Raw genomic sequence first — 18,313 nt, 5'->3', positions numbered from 1 at the left:
AATCTTTCGTGTTTGAACTGATTGTAAATTAACGAGCTAACATCAGCTCAAGACGTGATCCTACGCGCTCTGCAATATCTGCAAGCTCGCCAACCCATTCAATGATTTTATATAAAAACATCACATCAATTGGGTTTAACTCGCCTTCTACATCTCGTAGTTGGCGGCGTACTTTTATTTGCATTTCATCCGTGTCTTGCTCTATCGCATCCAATTCAACTAGCATTTTTTCGACTAAGGTCACTTCTCGACCTTTAAAACCCGTTTCTAGCAATTCTTCTAACTCGTTAATTGCTTTAGATGCTTGTTTAGTCGCATCGACACAACGAGTTAAGTATGCTAAGAAATCAGCTTGCATAACTTTTGGAATGGTCATCTCGCGACCAATCACACGCCCAGCAATGTCTTTTGCCTTGTTAGCAATTTTATCTTGTTGGGTTACTAATTCGAGAAGATCTGTACGTTCAACCGGCATGAATAAACCGCGCGGTAATTGTAAACGTATGTCTCTTTTCATGTCATCGGCTTCACGCTCTAAATTACGAATAATGATGCGAAGCTCTTCAGCTTGTACCCATTCTTCTTTAAATACGTGATTAAAAAAAGGTATCAAAGCTTTACTTGCTTGATGAACCTTCTTGATGTGTTCTTCCATTGGTTTGATAGGAGATTTTGCAAATACTCCTAAAAACGCGTTTGTAGGCATAACTGACCCTTTAATCAAATTGATATGCTTTGCAGCACGAATTTTACAGCATTCACCAGGTTTGTGAACGCTTTTTATTGTCCTACCTATTCTAATAATGCATAAAGCGACACATAGCCGCTTTGATACAAAAGAATAACATTGATAAATTTATAACGATTTTTCTATATCTTCTTGAGATGTATGACGAATATCCTTGCCGTTTACAAAATATATAATGTATTCAGCAATATTTTGGCAACGATCGCCAATACGCTCTAACGAACGAACAGACCAAACTAAGTCCATAATTTTCGGGATTGAGCGTGGATCTTCCATCATATAGGTCATTATTTGACGTGTAATCGCTTCATACTCTCGATCTACTTTGGCATCTTCTTTATGAACTCTAAATGCACGTTGTACGTCCATACGGGCAAATGCATCAAGAACATCATGAAGCATTTTTAAAACCTGCCGCCCCATATTCTCAATATTTACCAGTAAGTCTTGTTGATCTTTAGTGAATGAATCGAGTGCAACTTTTGCAATTCGTTTTGCTTCATCACCTATTCGCTCTAAATCAGCTATCGTTTTTGCAATAGCTACAACTAATCGTAAATCGCTAGCAGCAGGTTGACGACGAGCAATAATGCGCGTGCATTCTTCGTCTATGTTCACTTCCATTGCATTTACTTTGTAATCGTTTTCACGTACTTTTTGTGCAAGCTCTGCATCGTTTCGGCTAACCGCATCAAGCGCGCTGTTTAGTTGCTGCTCTACTAAACCGCCCATGCTTAATACGTGGTTGCGTACATTTTCTAGCTCTTGGTTAAAACGACCAGAAATATGCTTATTAATATTATGTTCCATAATTACCTTCTCAATTAATCTTGTACAACATATTCTAAAAAGCTAATTAGCCATAACGACCAGTAATGTAATCTTCGGTCTTTTTCTTCGTTGGTGTAGTAAATAAGGTATTTGTGTCTGAGTACTCAATTAACTCACCCATATACATAAAGGCTGTTTGATCAGATACACGCGCTGCTTGCTGCATGTTATGTGTAACAATAACAACGGTAAATTTATTTTTTAAATCGTTTATTAGCTCTTCAATTACTAACGTAGAAATAGGATCGAGTGCCGATGTGGGTTCATCTAATAAAAGAACCTCTGGCTCAATTGCAATTGAGCGAGCAATAACTAAACGCTGTTGCTGACCACCTGATAGACCAAATGCACTATCGTGTAATCTGTCTTTTACTTCGTCCCATAAAGCAGCGCCACGAAGTGATTGCTCTACCACTTCATCTAATTTTCGCTTTTCTTTAATACCTTGTAAGCGTAGACCATAAACTACATTTTCATAAATTGACTTAGGAAATGGATTTGGGCGCTGAAACACCATACCGACATTACGACGAAGTGCAGCGACATCTACGCTTTTATCATAAATATTTTGACCATGAAGTAATATTTCACCTTCAATGCGGCAAATATCCACTAAGTCGTTCATACGGTTTATACAACGTAATAATGTTGATTTACCACAACCTGATGGACCGATAAACGCCGTTACCTGACCCTTAGGAATATTCATATTTACTTTATTAAGCGCCTGCTTATCACCGTAGTAAAGATCGAGATCTTTAATCTCTAGTGCTTTTTGGTCATCCGTTAAATTATCTAAGTCTAACTTCAAGCCTTTATTAGCTTGGTTTACTTGTGGAGCGACTGTAATCATTTTTGTTACCTATAAAATCTTTACTAATTAGTGTTCAAGCGATCTGAATTTTTCACGTAAATGGTTACGTATACCAATGGCCGTTATGTTTAGGGTAATAATCACCGACACCAATAAAAAGGCCGTTGCGTATACCAGCGGGCGCGCCGCTTCAACATTCGGGCTTTGGAAGCCAACATCGTATATATGAAAACCTAAGTGCATGAACTTTCTATCTAAGTGAAAATACGGGAAGTTTCCATCAAGCGGTAATGTTGGGGCCATTTTTACAACGCCCACCAACATTAATGGTGCAACTTCACCTGCAGCTCGAGCAACAGCCAGTATTAAACCGGTCATAATTGCAGGGCTTGCCATTGGAATTACTATACGCCATAAGGTTTCAATCTTTGTTGCGCCAAGCGCTAACGAGCCATCACGTACTGTACTTGGAATACGCGATAGACCTTCTTCAGTCGATACAATAACAACGGGCAACGTTAATATAGCAAGCGTTAACGCTGACCACATAACACCTGGCGTACCAAATACTGGGGTTGGTGACGATTCAGGGTAAAATAATTGGTCTAAGCTACCACCTAACATGTATACAAAAAAGCCGAGGCCAAATACTCCGTATACAATTGAAGGAACACCTGCCAAGTTAATCACCGCAATACGTATCATTTTGGTGATTGCATTTTTAGCAGCATATTCATGTAAATAAATAGCAGCAACAACGCCAAACGGCGTCACTATTACAGCCATTAACATAACCATAAACACAGTACCAAATATAGCAGGGAAAACACCGCCCTCTGTATTTGCTTCACGTGGATCATCGGATACAAACTTACCTAGCTGCACAAAGTAGTGCCCTAGTTTTGCAAAAAAGCCCATGTCGTTTGGAAACCAAACATCAAGTACTTGATACATTGGAATAGTAACGATTTCACCGCGCATATCTTTTACAGTTACATGGTCACGTTTAGCTTGCTTGCGTAGTGCAAATAAATCTTTTTCAAGTACACCATACTGCGCACGTAATTCAGCACGTGCTTGAGCAAGCTCTGCAACACGCTCATCAGTGAGTGCGTTATCAAGTAAGTAGCCCTTTTCTTTTAAACGAAGGCGTTCAAGCTCATAGTTAATATGCCCAATATCACCATTTTGCAAATCAAGTGCCTCGTCATTTAAATCAACAGCACGATCTACAAGCTCATGTAGCGCTTCTATTTTATCGCCAATAACGGGTTGACCATCTTTAATTACGCTTTGCACATAACCATAAAAGTTACCATTTTTACTACGTTCAAACACTGCAAGTGCTGCTGGAGCCGATTTTTCGTTTATGTCTGTTTCTAATATCCAACGAAAATCTAAATCTACGTATTCACGGTTACCTGTTTTAATTAATAAGCGCTCAAACTCTTCTTTATCAAATGCCGAAACATCAACGCCAGTTGCGGCTAAGCGATCTTTTGGCACCATTTCGCGGTCGTATACTTCCCCAATAACGGTTTGTTTTGAAATTGACCCTTCAAGCTCATACTGCATGACTTCTGAAGGCCAGAAAAAACTTAATCCTTTCCAGGCTATCATTGCTAATAAACCCAAAACCGAAATTAAACTGATGCTTACCGCACCACCGGTCATCCAAATCCAAGGAGAACCAGACCTAAACCACTGCTTTACCATGTCGTGTCTCTCCACTTACATTGAACTGTATTTTTCACGCAGTTGCTGACGAACAAACTCAGCTGCAGTGTTAAAAATAAATGTGAATATGAATAGTACAAATGCTGCCAAGAACAATATTCTATAGTGCGAGCTGCCGACTTCTGACTCTGGCATTTCAACCGCAATATTTGCTGCAAGCGTACGCATACCTTGGAAAATGCTCCAATCCATAATTGGTGTATTACCTGTTGCCATTAATACAATCATGGTTTCACCAACAGCGCGACCAAGCCCCATCATTACAGCAGAGAAAATACCCGGGCTTGCAGTGAGCAATACAACACTTACCAGTGTTTGCCACTGCGTTGCACCTAATGCTAGTGAACCATTTGATAAATGCTTTGGAACACTAAATACCGCATCTTCTGCAATAGAAAATATCGTAGGAATAACCGCAAAGCCCATCGCAATACCAACAACCAGTGAGTTACGTTGATCGAATGTCATACCAAGCTCATTTGTTAAGTACTGACGTACATTGCCATCAAACATCCAAAGCTCAACGAACCCGCTCATAGCAAACGAAAGCCAACCAATAAATAAAACAACTGGAATAAGAATAATTGAATGAGAACCTTCAGGAATTTTATGACGAAGTTTTGCAGGTAATTTAGTCCAAGCAAAACCTGTCGCTAACATACCTAAAGGTAATAAAATAAGTAATCCAACAATAGCCGGTAAATGCTCTTCAATTAACGGTGCTAACCAAAGACCCGCTAAAAATCCTAAAATAACCGTTGGTAATGCTTCCATTATTTCAACGGTAGGCTTAACCACTTTGCGTAATTTGCTCGACATAAAGTAAGCGGTATAAATAGCCGCCGAGAGCGCGATAGGTACTGCAAATAACATCGCGTAAAGCGCAGCTTTTAATGTACCAAACGAAATTGGCACGAGTGAAAACTTAGACTCAAAGTCATCACTGGCTGATGTTGACTGCCATATATAACCTGGCTCTGGATAACCTTCGTACCACACTTCTTGCCAAAGTGCTGACCAAGTAACTTCTGGGTGCTCGTTATGAATTTCTAATACGGTAAGCTTATTATCCGCTAAAATTAACGCAGCATTTGAACGTGGTGCTATAGCAAAGCTCTCTATTGCGCCTTCACTTACTTTACCCTGCCAAAGTTTTGCTTCGCTGGTTGTGTAGTAAACACCTAGCTCACCATTGCTACTAGTTGTAAAAAAAGTACGACGATAAAATTCCGTAAATATATTTAGCTTACTTTGCTTAGTTGTTTCAAATGAACGTATTTTTTGATATTCACGACCGGTATCGGTATTGACTTCAAACCATTGTGAAACCTCACCGTTATCATTAGCAAGCATCAATGAATTTGCACCTGCCAGTAATTGTGCAGATACAATATTTGCGTTTTCTTCGTTAGCCGAAAGCAACTGAATTTGCTCTACATCACTTGGGTCACGCGTATCGTATACATACACTTGATTAGCAGAACGTACAAAAGTACGTGTTGTATCTGGCGACATTAATAACTCGTCTACCCGTCCATCAACATCAAGCTCAGTGCGTTCAACAACCCACTCTACTTCACCGGTAAACATATTCTCTTCAGCAACAAAACTGCTAAAAAGTACACGCTTATCTTCTGTTAGCGCTACAACCGCTGTTTTATCTTCATAGTGGCTAAATGCAAAGCGTTTAATTGCTGCACCTTGTTCATCTACCTCTAAAGCCATTTCCCCAAGAGGGAAATCTAGACGAGGCGTTAATTTACGTTCATTATTCGGGAAGGTTACCAAAAATTTAGGCGCAACAACCATTACGGTGCCATCTTCTAAACCAAACGCATAATGCCCCTGAAAAGGCGCGCTAGTTGCAAAACTTATTGCATCACTTGGTAACTCTGCATTAATTGTTTTGAGCTTTTTACCAAAACTGCCCGACTCAACACTATAAAAATCAACCTGACCTTGCTGACTTAATAAATAAGCAACTTCAGTTTGTTCTTCCACACCTAAGCCTGCTATTTGCTGTGAATTAGCAACATGAAAGCTATCGCGCTTTTCTACTTTTACTGATTCAAAAATCGGCTGTACTACATAAAGAAGGTAAAAGAATATTAGTAGCAAAGCTATTAATACCATTATCCCACCTGCGGTTATGCCAAATTTGGCAAACCGATCTTTAAATAGACGGCTTCGATCCGTATTAAAAGTCGGTTTATTCGGACTTGAAGTCATCAAAACACCCTTAAATCTTAATGTTGTATAAATTATATTTCATCAAGATGACAGTAATGTTACAACGGTAACAATAAACCTTTTAAAGGCAGGTAAATAAAGTAGTTTGAGTAATTGCGTATATTTTGACTCAAATTGATAATTATTAAATGAACTAAACTATAAAATAATTGGACAAAGTATTTATCGGGGTCAATACTCACAAAGTAATTAATGGATAGTAATAGCAATGAGTTAAGCGCTTTGTGGTTATAAATAGCCTTTTAATTTTAATTTCCGGTTTGTAACAACAACCTTTGTCCTTTAAATATAGATTAAATAAAAATACTTAATGCCTACGCATTTACTTTCTTTGGGCTTAAAAAAGAGAATTATTTATGAAGCAGTTGGTTATAACCATTTTAGGGCAAGATCGCCCTGGTTTAGTAGAGAGCATCTCGTCAGTCGTATTACAGAATCAAGGCAACTGGCTAAGCAGTAACCTTAGCCACTTATTAGGGCACTTTGCAGGTATTATTCAGCTTGAAGTTGCAGAGGAACATTTTCAATCATTACAAAGCGCTTTAAATACACTGCCAAAGTTAGATGTTCGTATTGAAACCGGAAATACAGAAATTGAACCATCAACATTAGAACAAATTAATTTAGTCATAACGGGTAACGACCGTCCTGGTATTGTTCAAGAGTTGGCAAGTGTAATACGCCATAAAGGCGCCAATATTACTCACTTTAATTCAAGGCAACAAAGCGCACCTAATTGGGGAGTGCCTATTTTCAGTGCTGTCGCTACCGTCACATTGCCAAATGGTATGGATAAAGACGAAGTTATTGAAGCACTAGAATCAATCACAAGTGATTTAATTGTAGATACAGAAGAAGTTTAACCTCCATCTATGCGTGCCATACAATTGACACGCATGTCATTTTTATCCCTTCAAAATACTCTGCAGGTTGTTTAACGCAGACATAAAATAAGCCGATGCAAGCATCAGCTATTTAAATAATCACCTTAAAGCTAATAAAAGCAAGATAAACTCAGTGATCCTGCTTTTTCATAAAGCTACATATCCATATGACGATTAGTGCTTTGCATCATTTGCTTTATACCTTGCTTTTCAAGCTCTAGTATTTGTTGAAGCTTTTCTTGAGCGCTTTGGGTCTCGGCACGTTCAAGTAAGTATTCATATAGTTCAATCACTTTTTGATGTTGCTGTGCTAAATAGCCTTGAATGACTTGCTCATCGAATTGCTGATCTTTACTCATATCTTCAAAAGTAATTAACTCTGGGTTTTTAGCAAAGTATTCATAACTGTACGTATCGAGTGTATTTATTTCGGTTATCGCTTTAAATCCAACGAGATCTTCAGCGAGTTTTTTTTCGTAATTTAGGTAGTAGTCCACCAGCATCGCGTTATGCTCATCGAGTAAATCCTTTACGCTATGAAAATTAGCCGCCATTTGCGTATGAAACAAAACGGTCCAATCGTATACCTCTTTAATTGTTTTAACTTGCATGTGCATTCCTTACTTAGTTGACTGTATAGGAAATACATTGCGTAAAGCGTGCCAATTAAAAATCATTTAAAAAACAGTTGGTTAATATAAATGTGAGTAATAACTAGCTATTTAATAGAACAACTTACAAATTATAGGTAATTTTTATAGAGCAATGCGTGGGGAGTAACGGCACTGCTCTATCGTTTTGTTGCTTTATACTATTTAAGTCCTTGTTTGCGCCACAGTAGGTAAACCGCAGGAATAACAAGTAAGGTGAGTACAATTGCACTGCCCATACCGCCAACCATAGGCGCTGCTATTCGGCTCATGACTTCGCTTCCGGTGCCTGTGCCATAAAGTACAGGTAATAAGCCAATAATAATTGTCGCGACAGTCATCATAACCGGGCGTACTCGAAGCCCTGCTCCTTCAATAATAGCTTGCTGTAATTGCACTAAGCTGAGCGGTTTTCCGGCTTGCTCTGCTTCGAGGCATTTTTCTTGATAGGCTTGGTTTAAATACACCAACATAATGACCCCAATTTCTACCGCTACCCCAGCTAAGGCAATAAAGCCGACACCTACTGCAACTGAAAAGTTAAAGCCCTCTAAATACATTAGCCATACGCCACCAATCATTGCCAGTGGCAACGTAGCCATAATAATAGTGACCTCAGCAAAGCTTCTAAAATTAAGGTAAAGCAATACAATAATTATTGCTAATGTAAGTGGTAATACATAAGTCAGTTTGTCTTTAGCTCGCTGCATGTATTCATACTGCCCAGCCCACGTAATTGAATAACCTGCTGGCAGTATTAGGTCTTTATCGAGTACTTGCTGAGCGTGCTCAACATAGGTACCAATATCAACGCCATCTATATCAATAAAGCTCCAACCGTTTAAACGTGCATTTTCGCTTTTTATACCAGGCGGTCCATCTTCAATAAATACATCGGCTACATCACCAAGTGCTATACGTTGCCCTGTAGGCGTTACGATGGGTAACAACATTAGCTCTTCTGGCGAGTCTCTGTATGCTTGCGGATAACGTAAATTAACAGGGTAACGCTCTTGCCCTTCTACCGTTTGTGTTACATTTTTACCACCTATTGCAGTAGATACAACTTGCTGTACGTCGCTAATGTTTAAGCTATAACGCGCGGCTTTTTCACGATTTATATCTACTTTTATATAACGTCCACCGGCTACTCGCTCTGAGTAAACCGATGCAGTGCCTTGCACATCTTTTAATAGTACTTCTATCTGCTGACCAATTTTTTGAATTTCACTCAACTTTGGTCCCGCAACTTTAATTCCCACAGGGGTTTTAATACCCGTTGCAAGCATATCAATACGCGTTTTAATTGGCATTACCCACGCATTAGTCAGCCCCGGAAACTTAACCAAACCGTCGAGTTCTTTTTTAAGTTTTTCAAGAGTCATGCCCTCGCGCCATTCGTCTTTTGGCTTTAGCTGAATAAACGTCTCTATCATTGTAAGCGGCGCAGGATCTGTTGCAGTTTCAGCTCGCCCAACCTTACCAAATACTGTTTTAACCTCGGGTACTGTGGCTATTAACTTGTCGGTTTGCTGTAGTATTTCGCGCGCTTTACCTACCGATAAACCAGGATACGTTGTGGGCATATACATTAAATCGCCCTCATCGAGTGGCGGAATAAATTCACTGCCTATTTTATTTACCGGGTAAAAGCCAATAACAGAAACAACCACCGCGAGTACCAATGTCATTTTTGGAAATTTAAGCACCCAGTTAAGTAGTGGACGATACGCTGCGACGAGTAATCGGTTAACTGGATTTTTTTGCTCCGAAATCACTTTACCTCTAATAAAGTAACCCATTAATACCGGCACTAAGGTAATCGCAAGCCCAGCAGACGCTGCCATAGCATAGGTTTTAGTGTAAGCCAGTGGCGCAAACATACGTCCTTCTTGCGCTTCTAAAATAAATACCGGCATAAAACTGACGGTAATAATTAATAAGCTAAAAAATAATGCAGGACCCACTTCACTCGCCGATTTAGCCACAACCTCCCAGCGGTTTTCGTTGGTAAGGGGCGTTTTTTCCATATGTTTGTGCATATTTTCAATCATGACGATAGCGCCATCAGTCATTGCGCCTATCGCTATTGCAATTCCCCCTAAAGACATAATATTGGCGTTAATCCCCTGCCAATACATAATTATAAATGCCGTTAAAATCCCAAGCGGTAATGTAATAATCGCCACCAGCGATGAGCGCACATGAAACAAAAACACCACACACACTAAAGCAACTACAATCAGCTCTTCAATTAGCTTACTTGTTAGATTATCTACCGCGTTATTAATTAAGTTGGAGCGATCGTACACAGGGACTATTTCAACGCCCTCTGGTAATCCCTTTTTAAGTGATTCTAATTTTGCTTTTACCAGCTCAATAGTTTTTTGTGCATTTTCGCCATAGCGCATAATAACGATGCCGCCGGTCACTTCGCCTTCGCCATTAAGCTCTGCAATACCACGGCGCATTTGCGGTCCGACTCGAATATCAGCTACATCACGCAATTGCAGCGCAGTACCGTTGGCGTTTACACCAAGCGGAATAGCTTCCAAATCGGCAACACTTTTAATGTAGCCGGTGCTTGTTACCATGTATTCAGCTTCAGCCATTTCAACTACTGAGGCACCCATCTCTTGGTTGCCTTGTTGAATAGCCGTTTGAATAAGGCTAAGCGGGATACCATATGCACGTAATTTATCAGGCTCAACATTAACTTGATATTGCTTAACCATGCCACCAACAGCAGCCACTTCAGAGACTCCTGGTACGGTTTGTAGCTCAAACTTTAAAAACCAATCTTGTAAGCTTCGTAGCTGACTAATATCGTGTTTATTTGTTTTATCAACCAGTGCGTATAAGTAAATCCAACCTACGCCTGTTGCATCAGGACCAAGCTCTGGCGTAGCGCTATCGGGTAATCTACTCGCTACTTGGCTTAGGTATTCTTGTACTCGGCTACGCGCCCAATACAAATCGGTTTTTTCATCAAAAATAACATAAACATACGAGTCACCAAAAAACGAAAAACCCCTTACTGTTTGCGCACCTGGCACAGAAAGCATTGCTGTGGTGAGCGGAAATGTAACTTGGTCTTGCACTACTTGCGGCGCTTGCCCCGGGTAAGTGGTTTTTATAATGACCTGAACATCAGATAAGTCAGGCAAGGCATCCACGGGCGTATTTTTTAGTGCAAACAATCCTCCGCCCAGTAAAATTAATGTAAGCAACAACACAAAAAAGCGATTGCCAACAGACCAGCGAATAATGGCAGTTATCATAATGGCTCCTAGTGAGAACTATGTTGCATAGGTTGCATAGTAGAATGATCAATCGGCTCTGCGTTTTGCGCTTTAGTGATTACAAATTCATCATTAATAATGCTAAAAGTAAAATTAATATACTGGGCATTTTCAAACTGACTAATATCAATATCTGGCGCTAATACAAAGTCCATTGTAGCGGGTTCTCGATTCCATTTTTCAATGGCTTCTCGGCTAATATTAATAATACGGTTTTGTGTATCTATGGCATTAATAGTGCCGTTAACAGTCGCATTTTGTGGCTGCATATCCATGTTCATATTTGAGCCGGAACCAGAATCCGAACTCATGCCTGAGCTAATACTAGAACTAGGCATTTCCATTCGTTTAAAGTCAGAGCTTTTACTCGACTCAGAGTCTATTAAAAATTGCGCTGAAGTCACTACCGTGTCATCTGTCATTACACCTGACAAAATAACCGCTTCATTACTATTAATTTGCCCAACTTCGACTTCTACCGATTTAAAACGACCCTCACCTAATGCAATAACCACACGATTTTGGTGCTGCGTGCGAATTACCGCTTCTTTAGGGACTATAAATTGCGCCTTACTCGCTTTAGCGTGAATGCTCACTTGTGCAAACATATTTGGTTTTAACCGATGATCTGCATTTTCAAACCTGAGTCTTACACGCAGCGTCCGGGTTTTGGCATCAAGCGCGGGGTAAATGTAATCAACCTTACCTTCCCACTTTTGACCTTTTAAGTAATCAAGCGTCATTGTAACGGGCAACCCAACACTCACCTGTTCTGATTGGCGCTCGAACACTTGTGCCTCTACCCAAATTTCATCAAGCTGGGCAATACTCATCATAGATGTGCCTGGTTTAACGTAAAAGCCTTCTCGTACTGTTAGCTCATCTACCACACCACTTTGCTTTGCGTAAAAAGTAATATTTTGCATTATCTTTTTATTTTTTGTAAGCGCTCGATAAATCCATCAGACACATTTAACGACTCTAAACGCGCCTTTGCTGCGCGAATTAACACGGTATTATTACGATTCACCGCCAATAAAAACTCTTCTTGTGCATTCACCAGTTGTGGTGAGTACAAAGTATATAAAGGCTCACCGGCTTTAACTTGTGCACCTTGTGCTTTAACATATAAACTTTCAATCCAGCCCTCTACACGCGGATGAATGTGAATAAGTTGGTCTTGGTTATATTGCACATACCCCACAGTATTTATATCGCTGTGAAGTGTTTTAAGCTCTACTTTGGCAGTTCTTACACCCAAGTTATTAACTACTGCAGGCGAAATAGTTACAGCTCCTGGTCCATCCTGTGCGTTGCTATCGCTTTCATACACAGGGACTAAATCCATTCCCATTGGCGAAAGCCCTGGCGCGTCACGCCTGTAATTACTATCCATAGGGGCTACCCAATATAAGGGCTGTTTGTCAGCGCTTTGCTGTTCATGCATTGGCGAGCTGCTAGGTAAAAACTGCATCACTAGGCCGCCAATTAACGCAAATGCGCCCGCACCGACTAAGGCGGCAACAAGTAACTTTAAATTAGTATTCATTGTGCAATTCTCCAGTTTTATCGCTCATTACTTGGGTGTCTAAGCTACTTGCATAATAATTAAGGCGGGCGGTAATAATATGTTGATCTACTTGAATATTAAGCGCGTCTATTTTGGCGTTAAGTTCACCAATGCGCGCGCGCATCACATCAGAAAAATCCCCGTCGTCGCGTGTATAAGCATTTAGTGTTGCCTGAGATTGCTCTGACATTTGCGGTAATAACGTATTTTGATAAAGCGCATCGCGTTTTTGCAAACGAGCGAGTTGGCTAAACTCCTTAAAGTACATGCCTTTGAGTTTTTGAAGCGCCACCAGCTTTTGTGTTTTAGTAGCTTCTGCACTAGCAATAGCCGATTTAACCTGTTGATCTTGTCTGTTATCAGTAAACAATGGCAAATCAATGCTAAATCCAACAGAGAGTAAATCAGCTCGCGACTCCCCCATAGGCGTATCATCTCGGTAACCATAACCCACATTAACGCCCATTTGAGGTTTGTAGCTTTGCTTGGCGAGCGCAACTTCGGTTTGCTTTGCGGTGACGGTTTTGTCTATCGCAATAATTGCGGGATGCGCCATAAGCAACTGTATTAATTTATCAAATTCAAGGTTTGCAAAATCAACCAGCCCTGTTGTTTTAGTAAACTCGGTGTTTAAAGGATTCATAAGCATATTCATCGGTAACCACTGTGCTAAACGGTTTTTAGCACTTTCAAATTGCTGCTCAAGCATAACCAGCTTATCTTCAAGGCGAGTGAGCTCTAATTGCGCACGAATAATATCTTGCTGGCGTGTTTTACCTAAAGTACTTGCGTAGCTTGCTTCGGTAATTTCAATAAGCTGAGTAAATAGCCCTTTATCTTGCTCAATTAAAGCAATACTTCGCTGAGCACGATACGCGTTTAACCACGACTCAATCACAATTGCTTTCACTTGTGCTAAGCGATCGGCGCGCTGCCAAGGATATTGTTGAGCAGACTGAGCTAATGCCTTTTGTTTAAGCGCTAAACTATTCCCTCGGCTAAACTTTTGGCTCAAATCAACTTTAAGCTGCGTCATCCCTTCTTGATCAAACGCATAACCGTTAGTAGGTAAGTTAAGTAAGCCAACCGTTAAAACAGGATCGGGCAAGGTGCCTGCGGCAATACTTTGCGCTATTGCGGCATCTTCTTGGTAGCTACTCGCTTTTAACCATGGCTCATGCGTTAGTGCATAATTAAGCGCTTGCGTTAAGCTAAGCGTTTGCTCATTGCGGGCTTGCTTTAGCGTATCGATATTTGGGTTATTTGAATTGTTTTGCGCATTAACAGCTGTGCTAAATAACACAACACTACATAATACGACTTTAATACTTACAGCGTGGTTCATCACCTGCTCCATCTAAAAATAAAAGAAATTCTTAAATTAGGAAGCAAAAAAGGTGTTTAGGAGTTTTACAAAACCTTTTATATCAATTGCATTGAATTAATGATCTATTATTGCGGTAGGGAAATAGCTCTATAACAAGGAAAAAATTACGCAGTATAGTTGCTTTATATAAGTAACTTTTAACGCAGTTAGAGAGGTATTTAACTCGCTAGAATGAGCATGTTTTCAATAAAATTGATATTACACCTATCCTGCTATTAAGCAGACATAGGAGGGCGATAGAGTGAACGAGGTATATTAATTTGTGTAGTAAATACACGTACATTTACTTTTTCAGATTCAAGTAAAGTAACGCTAAATAAAGTATCAACATTAAGCATTGAGTTAGCAGCGCAGCCACTCATAGGGCATTTACAGTCATTTTGTGGCGTACTTTCGTCGTCGCAACAATCCATCTGCATCATATTTTCAGACATACTAACGACAGCGGTTGCATCACTACTGTGTGTCATTGGCATTTGGGCATGCGTTGCTGTTTTAGTTGGCATATGTGGCATTTCGCATACCATAGCTACAGACGCAACTGCCTGACCCACAAAAGTGAGCAGCAAAGTTATCATGAGTAAACTAGAGTAAAAACGTTGCAACATTATGCCTTTTAATAAACTTTAAAATGATTGTAAGGTAACCTAACGGCAACCACAAATACTTTAATTATGTAGACTGCGGTTTAGCAGGTGTTTTAATTAAGTTACTCGCGATAATTGCAAATATACAATATGCGCTAAAATACCAAAACCCTTCACCAAATTGTGCATTCATAACAAGTAGCTCACCACTTTTACCATGGGCGTTACCTGCTAGGTAAGTCACTATTAATGCAATAACAAATACATCAACCATGCTCCATTTACTTAATGCACAAATAACCAGACCGAGCTTTTGCTTAACCCCATTCAAAGGTAGGCAACAATAAAGCAATTGTAATAGCAGCTTCAAGCTTGGAATAACAATAGAAAACAACCCCACTAAAGCGGCTACAAATAAGTTATTATTGCTAGCGAGCTCTTTAACTGTGCCTAAAATACTTTGTGTTTTGTTATAAGCGCTAATTTCGCCTTCTAACTTATCAAGCCCTAGCATGTTCGAGAACATCATTAGCATGCTGCGAGTTCGACCATCACCCTCTTCAGCCAGCATTTCAATACCCGCTTGCGCTAGTTTTGATTTATCTATGTTGCCCTGTATTGTTAATACTGGTTTTGTAATACCAGGGAACAATAAACAAAGAGCAACCACTACACTTATTACCGATAACCAATTACGCATATTTATTCTGCTATCGCCTCAATAATGTCATCACTATATAAAATAGCATCCAGTAAAAAATTAAATATATCCCCGACACCTAGCTCTGGATTTATTTTAGCTAATTGAATCATTGCCGTATCTATATTAACGACTTCAAACTCTTTTGTTAAAGTTAAGCACTCACCTAATATGCCACTTTCGTGTAACAAGGCATCTGACATTGCTGCATCTAAAGCAAACTCTTTAACTATGTCTTTTAAGTCAGCATCTAAAATAGAATCAAGAACAGAAAACAAACCCACTAGGTAGCCTTGTTCACTAAGTTCTTTATTATTTTGATCTAAAACAAGCGACATAAATTGCGCTCTAGTTAAAGCAAGCTTGGTAAGCTCAGTCGGTTTTTCTATTCCTAACTCGCTAATAGCCAATACACGAACAAATTGCCTTATTGTGTCTTCACCTAAATAAATAACCGCTTGTGAAATAGAAGTAATTACTAAATTTGCTTTGCCTGAACGAGCATTAGCAAGCTTTAAAACCCTCGCTGTTATTGCTACGTCTCTTGCTACTCGTTGATTAATTTCTTTAAAGCAAAGTGTTTGTTTGGCGGTTAAGCGCAACAGGTCAAATACGGTTAATTTTGAAGGTTCGACACCTTTGTAAGTGATCATTTCAGGACGTGAAAAAAAGTATCCTTGAAATAGGTCACAGCCTGCCAATTTTAATAAATTAAACTGCTCATGAGTTTCTATTCTTTCAACAATTATTTTTGCATGTGGATTTGCACGTTTAATTTTTTGATACGCATATTGGTTTTTATTACCGCATCGTCTATTTCAATTTTTATATAATCAACATGCGCTAATAAAGGTTCCCATTTTGGATCGTCATCGTAATCATCTAACGCAAAAACATACCCTTCTTTTTTGAGTTCTTGTACACGCTCAGCAACCGCAGGAATATTACCTGTTCGCTCTACTATTTCAATAACACTATTTTCTGGCAATAAAAGTTTAGGGAAGTTATCTAAAATAGTTTCTGATGACAAGTTTATAAAAGCCAAATGATGCGCGGTTAGTCTATCTAAACCTACCAACATTAATGCATTAAAAAAAGTCGACTTGTCGCATGCACGTCAGAAGTGCCTGCTGGAAACGCGTTATTAGCTGAGTCCCGATAGAGCAACTCATACGAGAAGACATTTAGGTCTATATCAAAAATAGGTTGTCGCGCAACAAACTGAGTTATTTTTTGTGCCTCTTCTGGCAAATTATTTAATTCCACTTGGCTCTAAACCCGTAGTAAGAGATGGCAAAACAGCCAATAATATGCTTACTTTAATGCAAATTGCCGAAAATAAGTATAGTAATCATTGCAAAAATGCCAAAAATACATAACATTGAGGTTAAAGTTTTAATTATAAAGGATGGGATTTGAGTAACATGATTCAGTTTTTTAAAGTATGTCCCTTGCTATTTATATTCTCTACCTATGCGAGTATCAATGCCACGCCTTTGAAATATAGTATTAGCTCTTCAGGAAACTACTACCCCTATTATACAAATAACCCTGTCAAGCCAGGCGTACTGCCTGAAATCATCGAAAAAATACTAAATGATGCGAACATATCCGCATCACACGTAACTTTACCTACAAAACGAATTACAAAATACCTTCAAAATGAAGTCATCGATTTTGATGTTATCTCGCTTGAATGGTTGTCCGAAAGTGAGCAAAATAGCCCTCAATACATTTACTCTGAGCCGTTAATTAATGCGACAGAAATGATTGTAAGCCTACCTGAAAATATTAATGACTGGCAAAATGCTAACAGTTTATATAATAAAAACGTCGGTACCGTATTAGGTTACTACTATCACGACGACAACTTATTTAATCGCATAGATTTTCCTTCCGAAAAAGAGCTTATGATTGCACTTTCTCGTAAACGCATTGATGTAGCAATTATTGGAAAGCTGGCCGCTCTTCACTGGTCTAAGCAATTTAATGTCGACATTGCTTTTAGTCAGCAGTATTCACATGGGTTATTAAAAATTCGCTTATTGAGCAAACACAAAGCATTATTACCTGCAATTAACAAAGCGATTAACACTCTCCACAATAAGGGTTTTATTCAACAAATTGCCGATAAATACATACCAGATATACCCATACAAAATTAAGGGATTAATGGCGCAAAATAAATGTGATGGGGTATAATAGCAGCAAATGTTAACTCGAATAGAATCAAAGAGCCTCCATGAGTATTGAAAAAGCCTTAATTGAACGCAGTAGTAATCAATGTGAATTATGTGCAGCAACAGAAAACCTCTCTGTTTACGAAGTACCTCCTGTAAACGAAACCCATTCAGACAAATGCATTTACACATGCCAAACTTGTAAAGATCAAATAGAAATTAGTAGTGAGTTAACACCAACACATTGGCATTGTTTAAACGACAGCATGTGGAGCCAAATTCCCGCAGTACAAGTTGTCGCCTATAGAATGCTTTCGCGTTTGGCGCCCGATAATGGCTGGGCACAAGATGCGCTAGACATGATTTACCTTGAAGAAGACACACTCGTTTGGGCTAAAAAAGCGCTTGCAGAAGATGATGACGTTAAACATGTTGATAGCAACGGTGTAGTACTTCAAGCAGGCGATACTGTTACGCTTATTAAAGACTTAGACGTTAAAGGCAGTAGCCTTACCGCTAAGCGTGGCACCGCAGTACGTAATATTGGCTTAACGAGCAATCCTGAACATATTGAAGGGCGAGTTGACGGTCAGCGCATTGTTATTTTAACCAAATTTGTTAAAAAGTAGCGTTTAATATTTGATTATACTTACATGCTTTTGCTATTCGATAG

Annotated in this window: 13 protein-coding genes and 2 pseudogenes; 3 read left to right on the top strand and 12 right to left on the bottom strand. The window is 39.3% G+C overall.

The window, feature by feature from the left end:
- Positions 1-28 precede the first annotated feature (28 nt).
- From P20652_RS15265 to P20652_RS15285, 5 genes are all read right to left on the bottom strand, one after another.
- Positions 29-706: a TIGR00153 family protein gene (locus P20652_RS15265; RefSeq protein WP_008166058.1), complete on the bottom strand. Its 678-nt coding sequence runs from the start codon at positions 704-706 to the stop codon at positions 29-31.
- 150 nt (positions 707-856) lie between these two features.
- Positions 857-1,558 (bottom strand): phosphate signaling complex protein PhoU, encoded by a 702-nt coding sequence (phoU, locus tag P20652_RS15270; RefSeq protein WP_008166057.1) that lies wholly within the window; start codon positions 1,556-1,558, stop codon positions 857-859.
- A 46-nt stretch (positions 1,559-1,604) separates the two neighbouring features.
- Complete coding sequence (gene pstB / locus P20652_RS15275; protein WP_008166056.1) at positions 1,605-2,432, bottom strand: phosphate ABC transporter ATP-binding protein PstB; 828 nt, start codon at positions 2,430-2,432, stop codon at positions 1,605-1,607.
- A gap of 27 nt (positions 2,433-2,459) precedes the next feature.
- Positions 2,460-4,109: a phosphate ABC transporter permease PstA gene (gene pstA, locus P20652_RS15280; protein ID WP_008166055.1), complete on the bottom strand. Its 1,650-nt coding sequence runs from the start codon at positions 4,107-4,109 to the stop codon at positions 2,460-2,462.
- Between the two features lie 15 nt (positions 4,110-4,124).
- Positions 4,125-6,359: an ABC transporter permease subunit gene (locus tag P20652_RS15285; RefSeq protein WP_033017015.1), complete on the bottom strand. Its 2,235-nt coding sequence runs from the start codon at positions 6,357-6,359 to the stop codon at positions 4,125-4,127.
- 377 nt (positions 6,360-6,736) lie between these two features.
- Between P20652_RS15285 and P20652_RS15290 the strand changes: the two genes are divergently transcribed.
- The gene (locus tag P20652_RS15290; protein ID WP_008166053.1) at positions 6,737-7,243 is read left to right on the top strand and encodes a glycine cleavage system protein R; all 507 of its coding nucleotides are present in this window, start codon (positions 6,737-6,739) and stop codon (positions 7,241-7,243) included.
- A 176-nt stretch (positions 7,244-7,419) separates the two neighbouring features.
- On the opposite strand, the gene P20652_RS15295 is transcribed toward P20652_RS15290, so the two are convergent.
- From P20652_RS15295 to P20652_RS17310, 7 genes and pseudogenes are all read right to left on the bottom strand, one after another.
- Positions 7,420-7,875 carry a hypothetical protein gene (locus P20652_RS15295; RefSeq protein ID WP_008166052.1) on the bottom strand — a complete coding sequence of 152 codons (456 nt, stop codon included), beginning with the start codon at positions 7,873-7,875 and terminating at the stop codon, positions 7,420-7,422.
- 200 nt (positions 7,876-8,075) lie between these two features.
- The gene (locus P20652_RS15300; RefSeq protein WP_008166049.1) at positions 8,076-11,195 is read right to left on the bottom strand and encodes an efflux RND transporter permease subunit; all 3,120 of its coding nucleotides are present in this window, start codon (positions 11,193-11,195) and stop codon (positions 8,076-8,078) included.
- Positions 11,196-11,203: 8 nt separating this feature from the next.
- A pseudogene (locus P20652_RS17315) lies at positions 11,204-12,765 on the bottom strand (efflux RND transporter periplasmic adaptor subunit).
- Positions 12,755-14,131, bottom strand: a complete 1,377-nt coding sequence (locus P20652_RS15305) for a TolC family protein (RefSeq protein WP_008166044.1) — start codon at positions 14,129-14,131, stop codon at positions 12,755-12,757. Before P20652_RS15305 ends, P20652_RS17315 begins: the two are co-directional and overlap by 11 nt.
- Before the next feature lie 257 nt (positions 14,132-14,388).
- Complete coding sequence (locus P20652_RS15310) at positions 14,389-14,781, bottom strand: hypothetical protein (protein WP_370587394.1); 393 nt, start codon at positions 14,779-14,781, stop codon at positions 14,389-14,391.
- 64 nt (positions 14,782-14,845) lie between these two features.
- On the bottom strand, positions 14,846-15,460 hold the full coding sequence (locus P20652_RS15315) for a paraquat-inducible protein A (protein WP_008166040.1): 615 nt from the start codon (positions 15,458-15,460) through the stop codon (positions 14,846-14,848).
- A 2-nt stretch (positions 15,461-15,462) separates the two neighbouring features.
- Positions 15,463-16,726 (bottom strand): annotated as a pseudogene (locus P20652_RS17310) (EAL and HDOD domain-containing protein).
- A gap of 158 nt (positions 16,727-16,884) precedes the next feature.
- On the opposite strand from P20652_RS17310, the gene P20652_RS15320 reads away from it, so the two are divergent.
- Both P20652_RS15320 and P20652_RS15325 read left to right on the top strand, forming a co-directional pair.
- The gene (locus tag P20652_RS15320; RefSeq protein WP_050548188.1) at positions 16,885-17,625 is read left to right on the top strand and encodes an ABC transporter substrate-binding protein; all 741 of its coding nucleotides are present in this window, start codon (positions 16,885-16,887) and stop codon (positions 17,623-17,625) included.
- Positions 17,626-17,702: 77 nt separating this feature from the next.
- Positions 17,703-18,269, top strand: coding sequence for an alkylphosphonate utilization protein (locus P20652_RS15325; RefSeq protein ID WP_008166032.1), 567 nt, complete (start codon positions 17,703-17,705; stop codon positions 18,267-18,269).
- The last annotated feature ends 44 nt before the right edge of the window (positions 18,270-18,313 follow it).

It is taken from the genome of Pseudoalteromonas sp. BSi20652, from assembly GCF_000239855.1.
In the GTDB taxonomy this organism is placed as follows: domain Bacteria; phylum Pseudomonadota; class Gammaproteobacteria; order Enterobacterales; family Alteromonadaceae; genus Pseudoalteromonas.
This window is presented reverse-complemented; position numbering and strand designations above follow the sequence as displayed.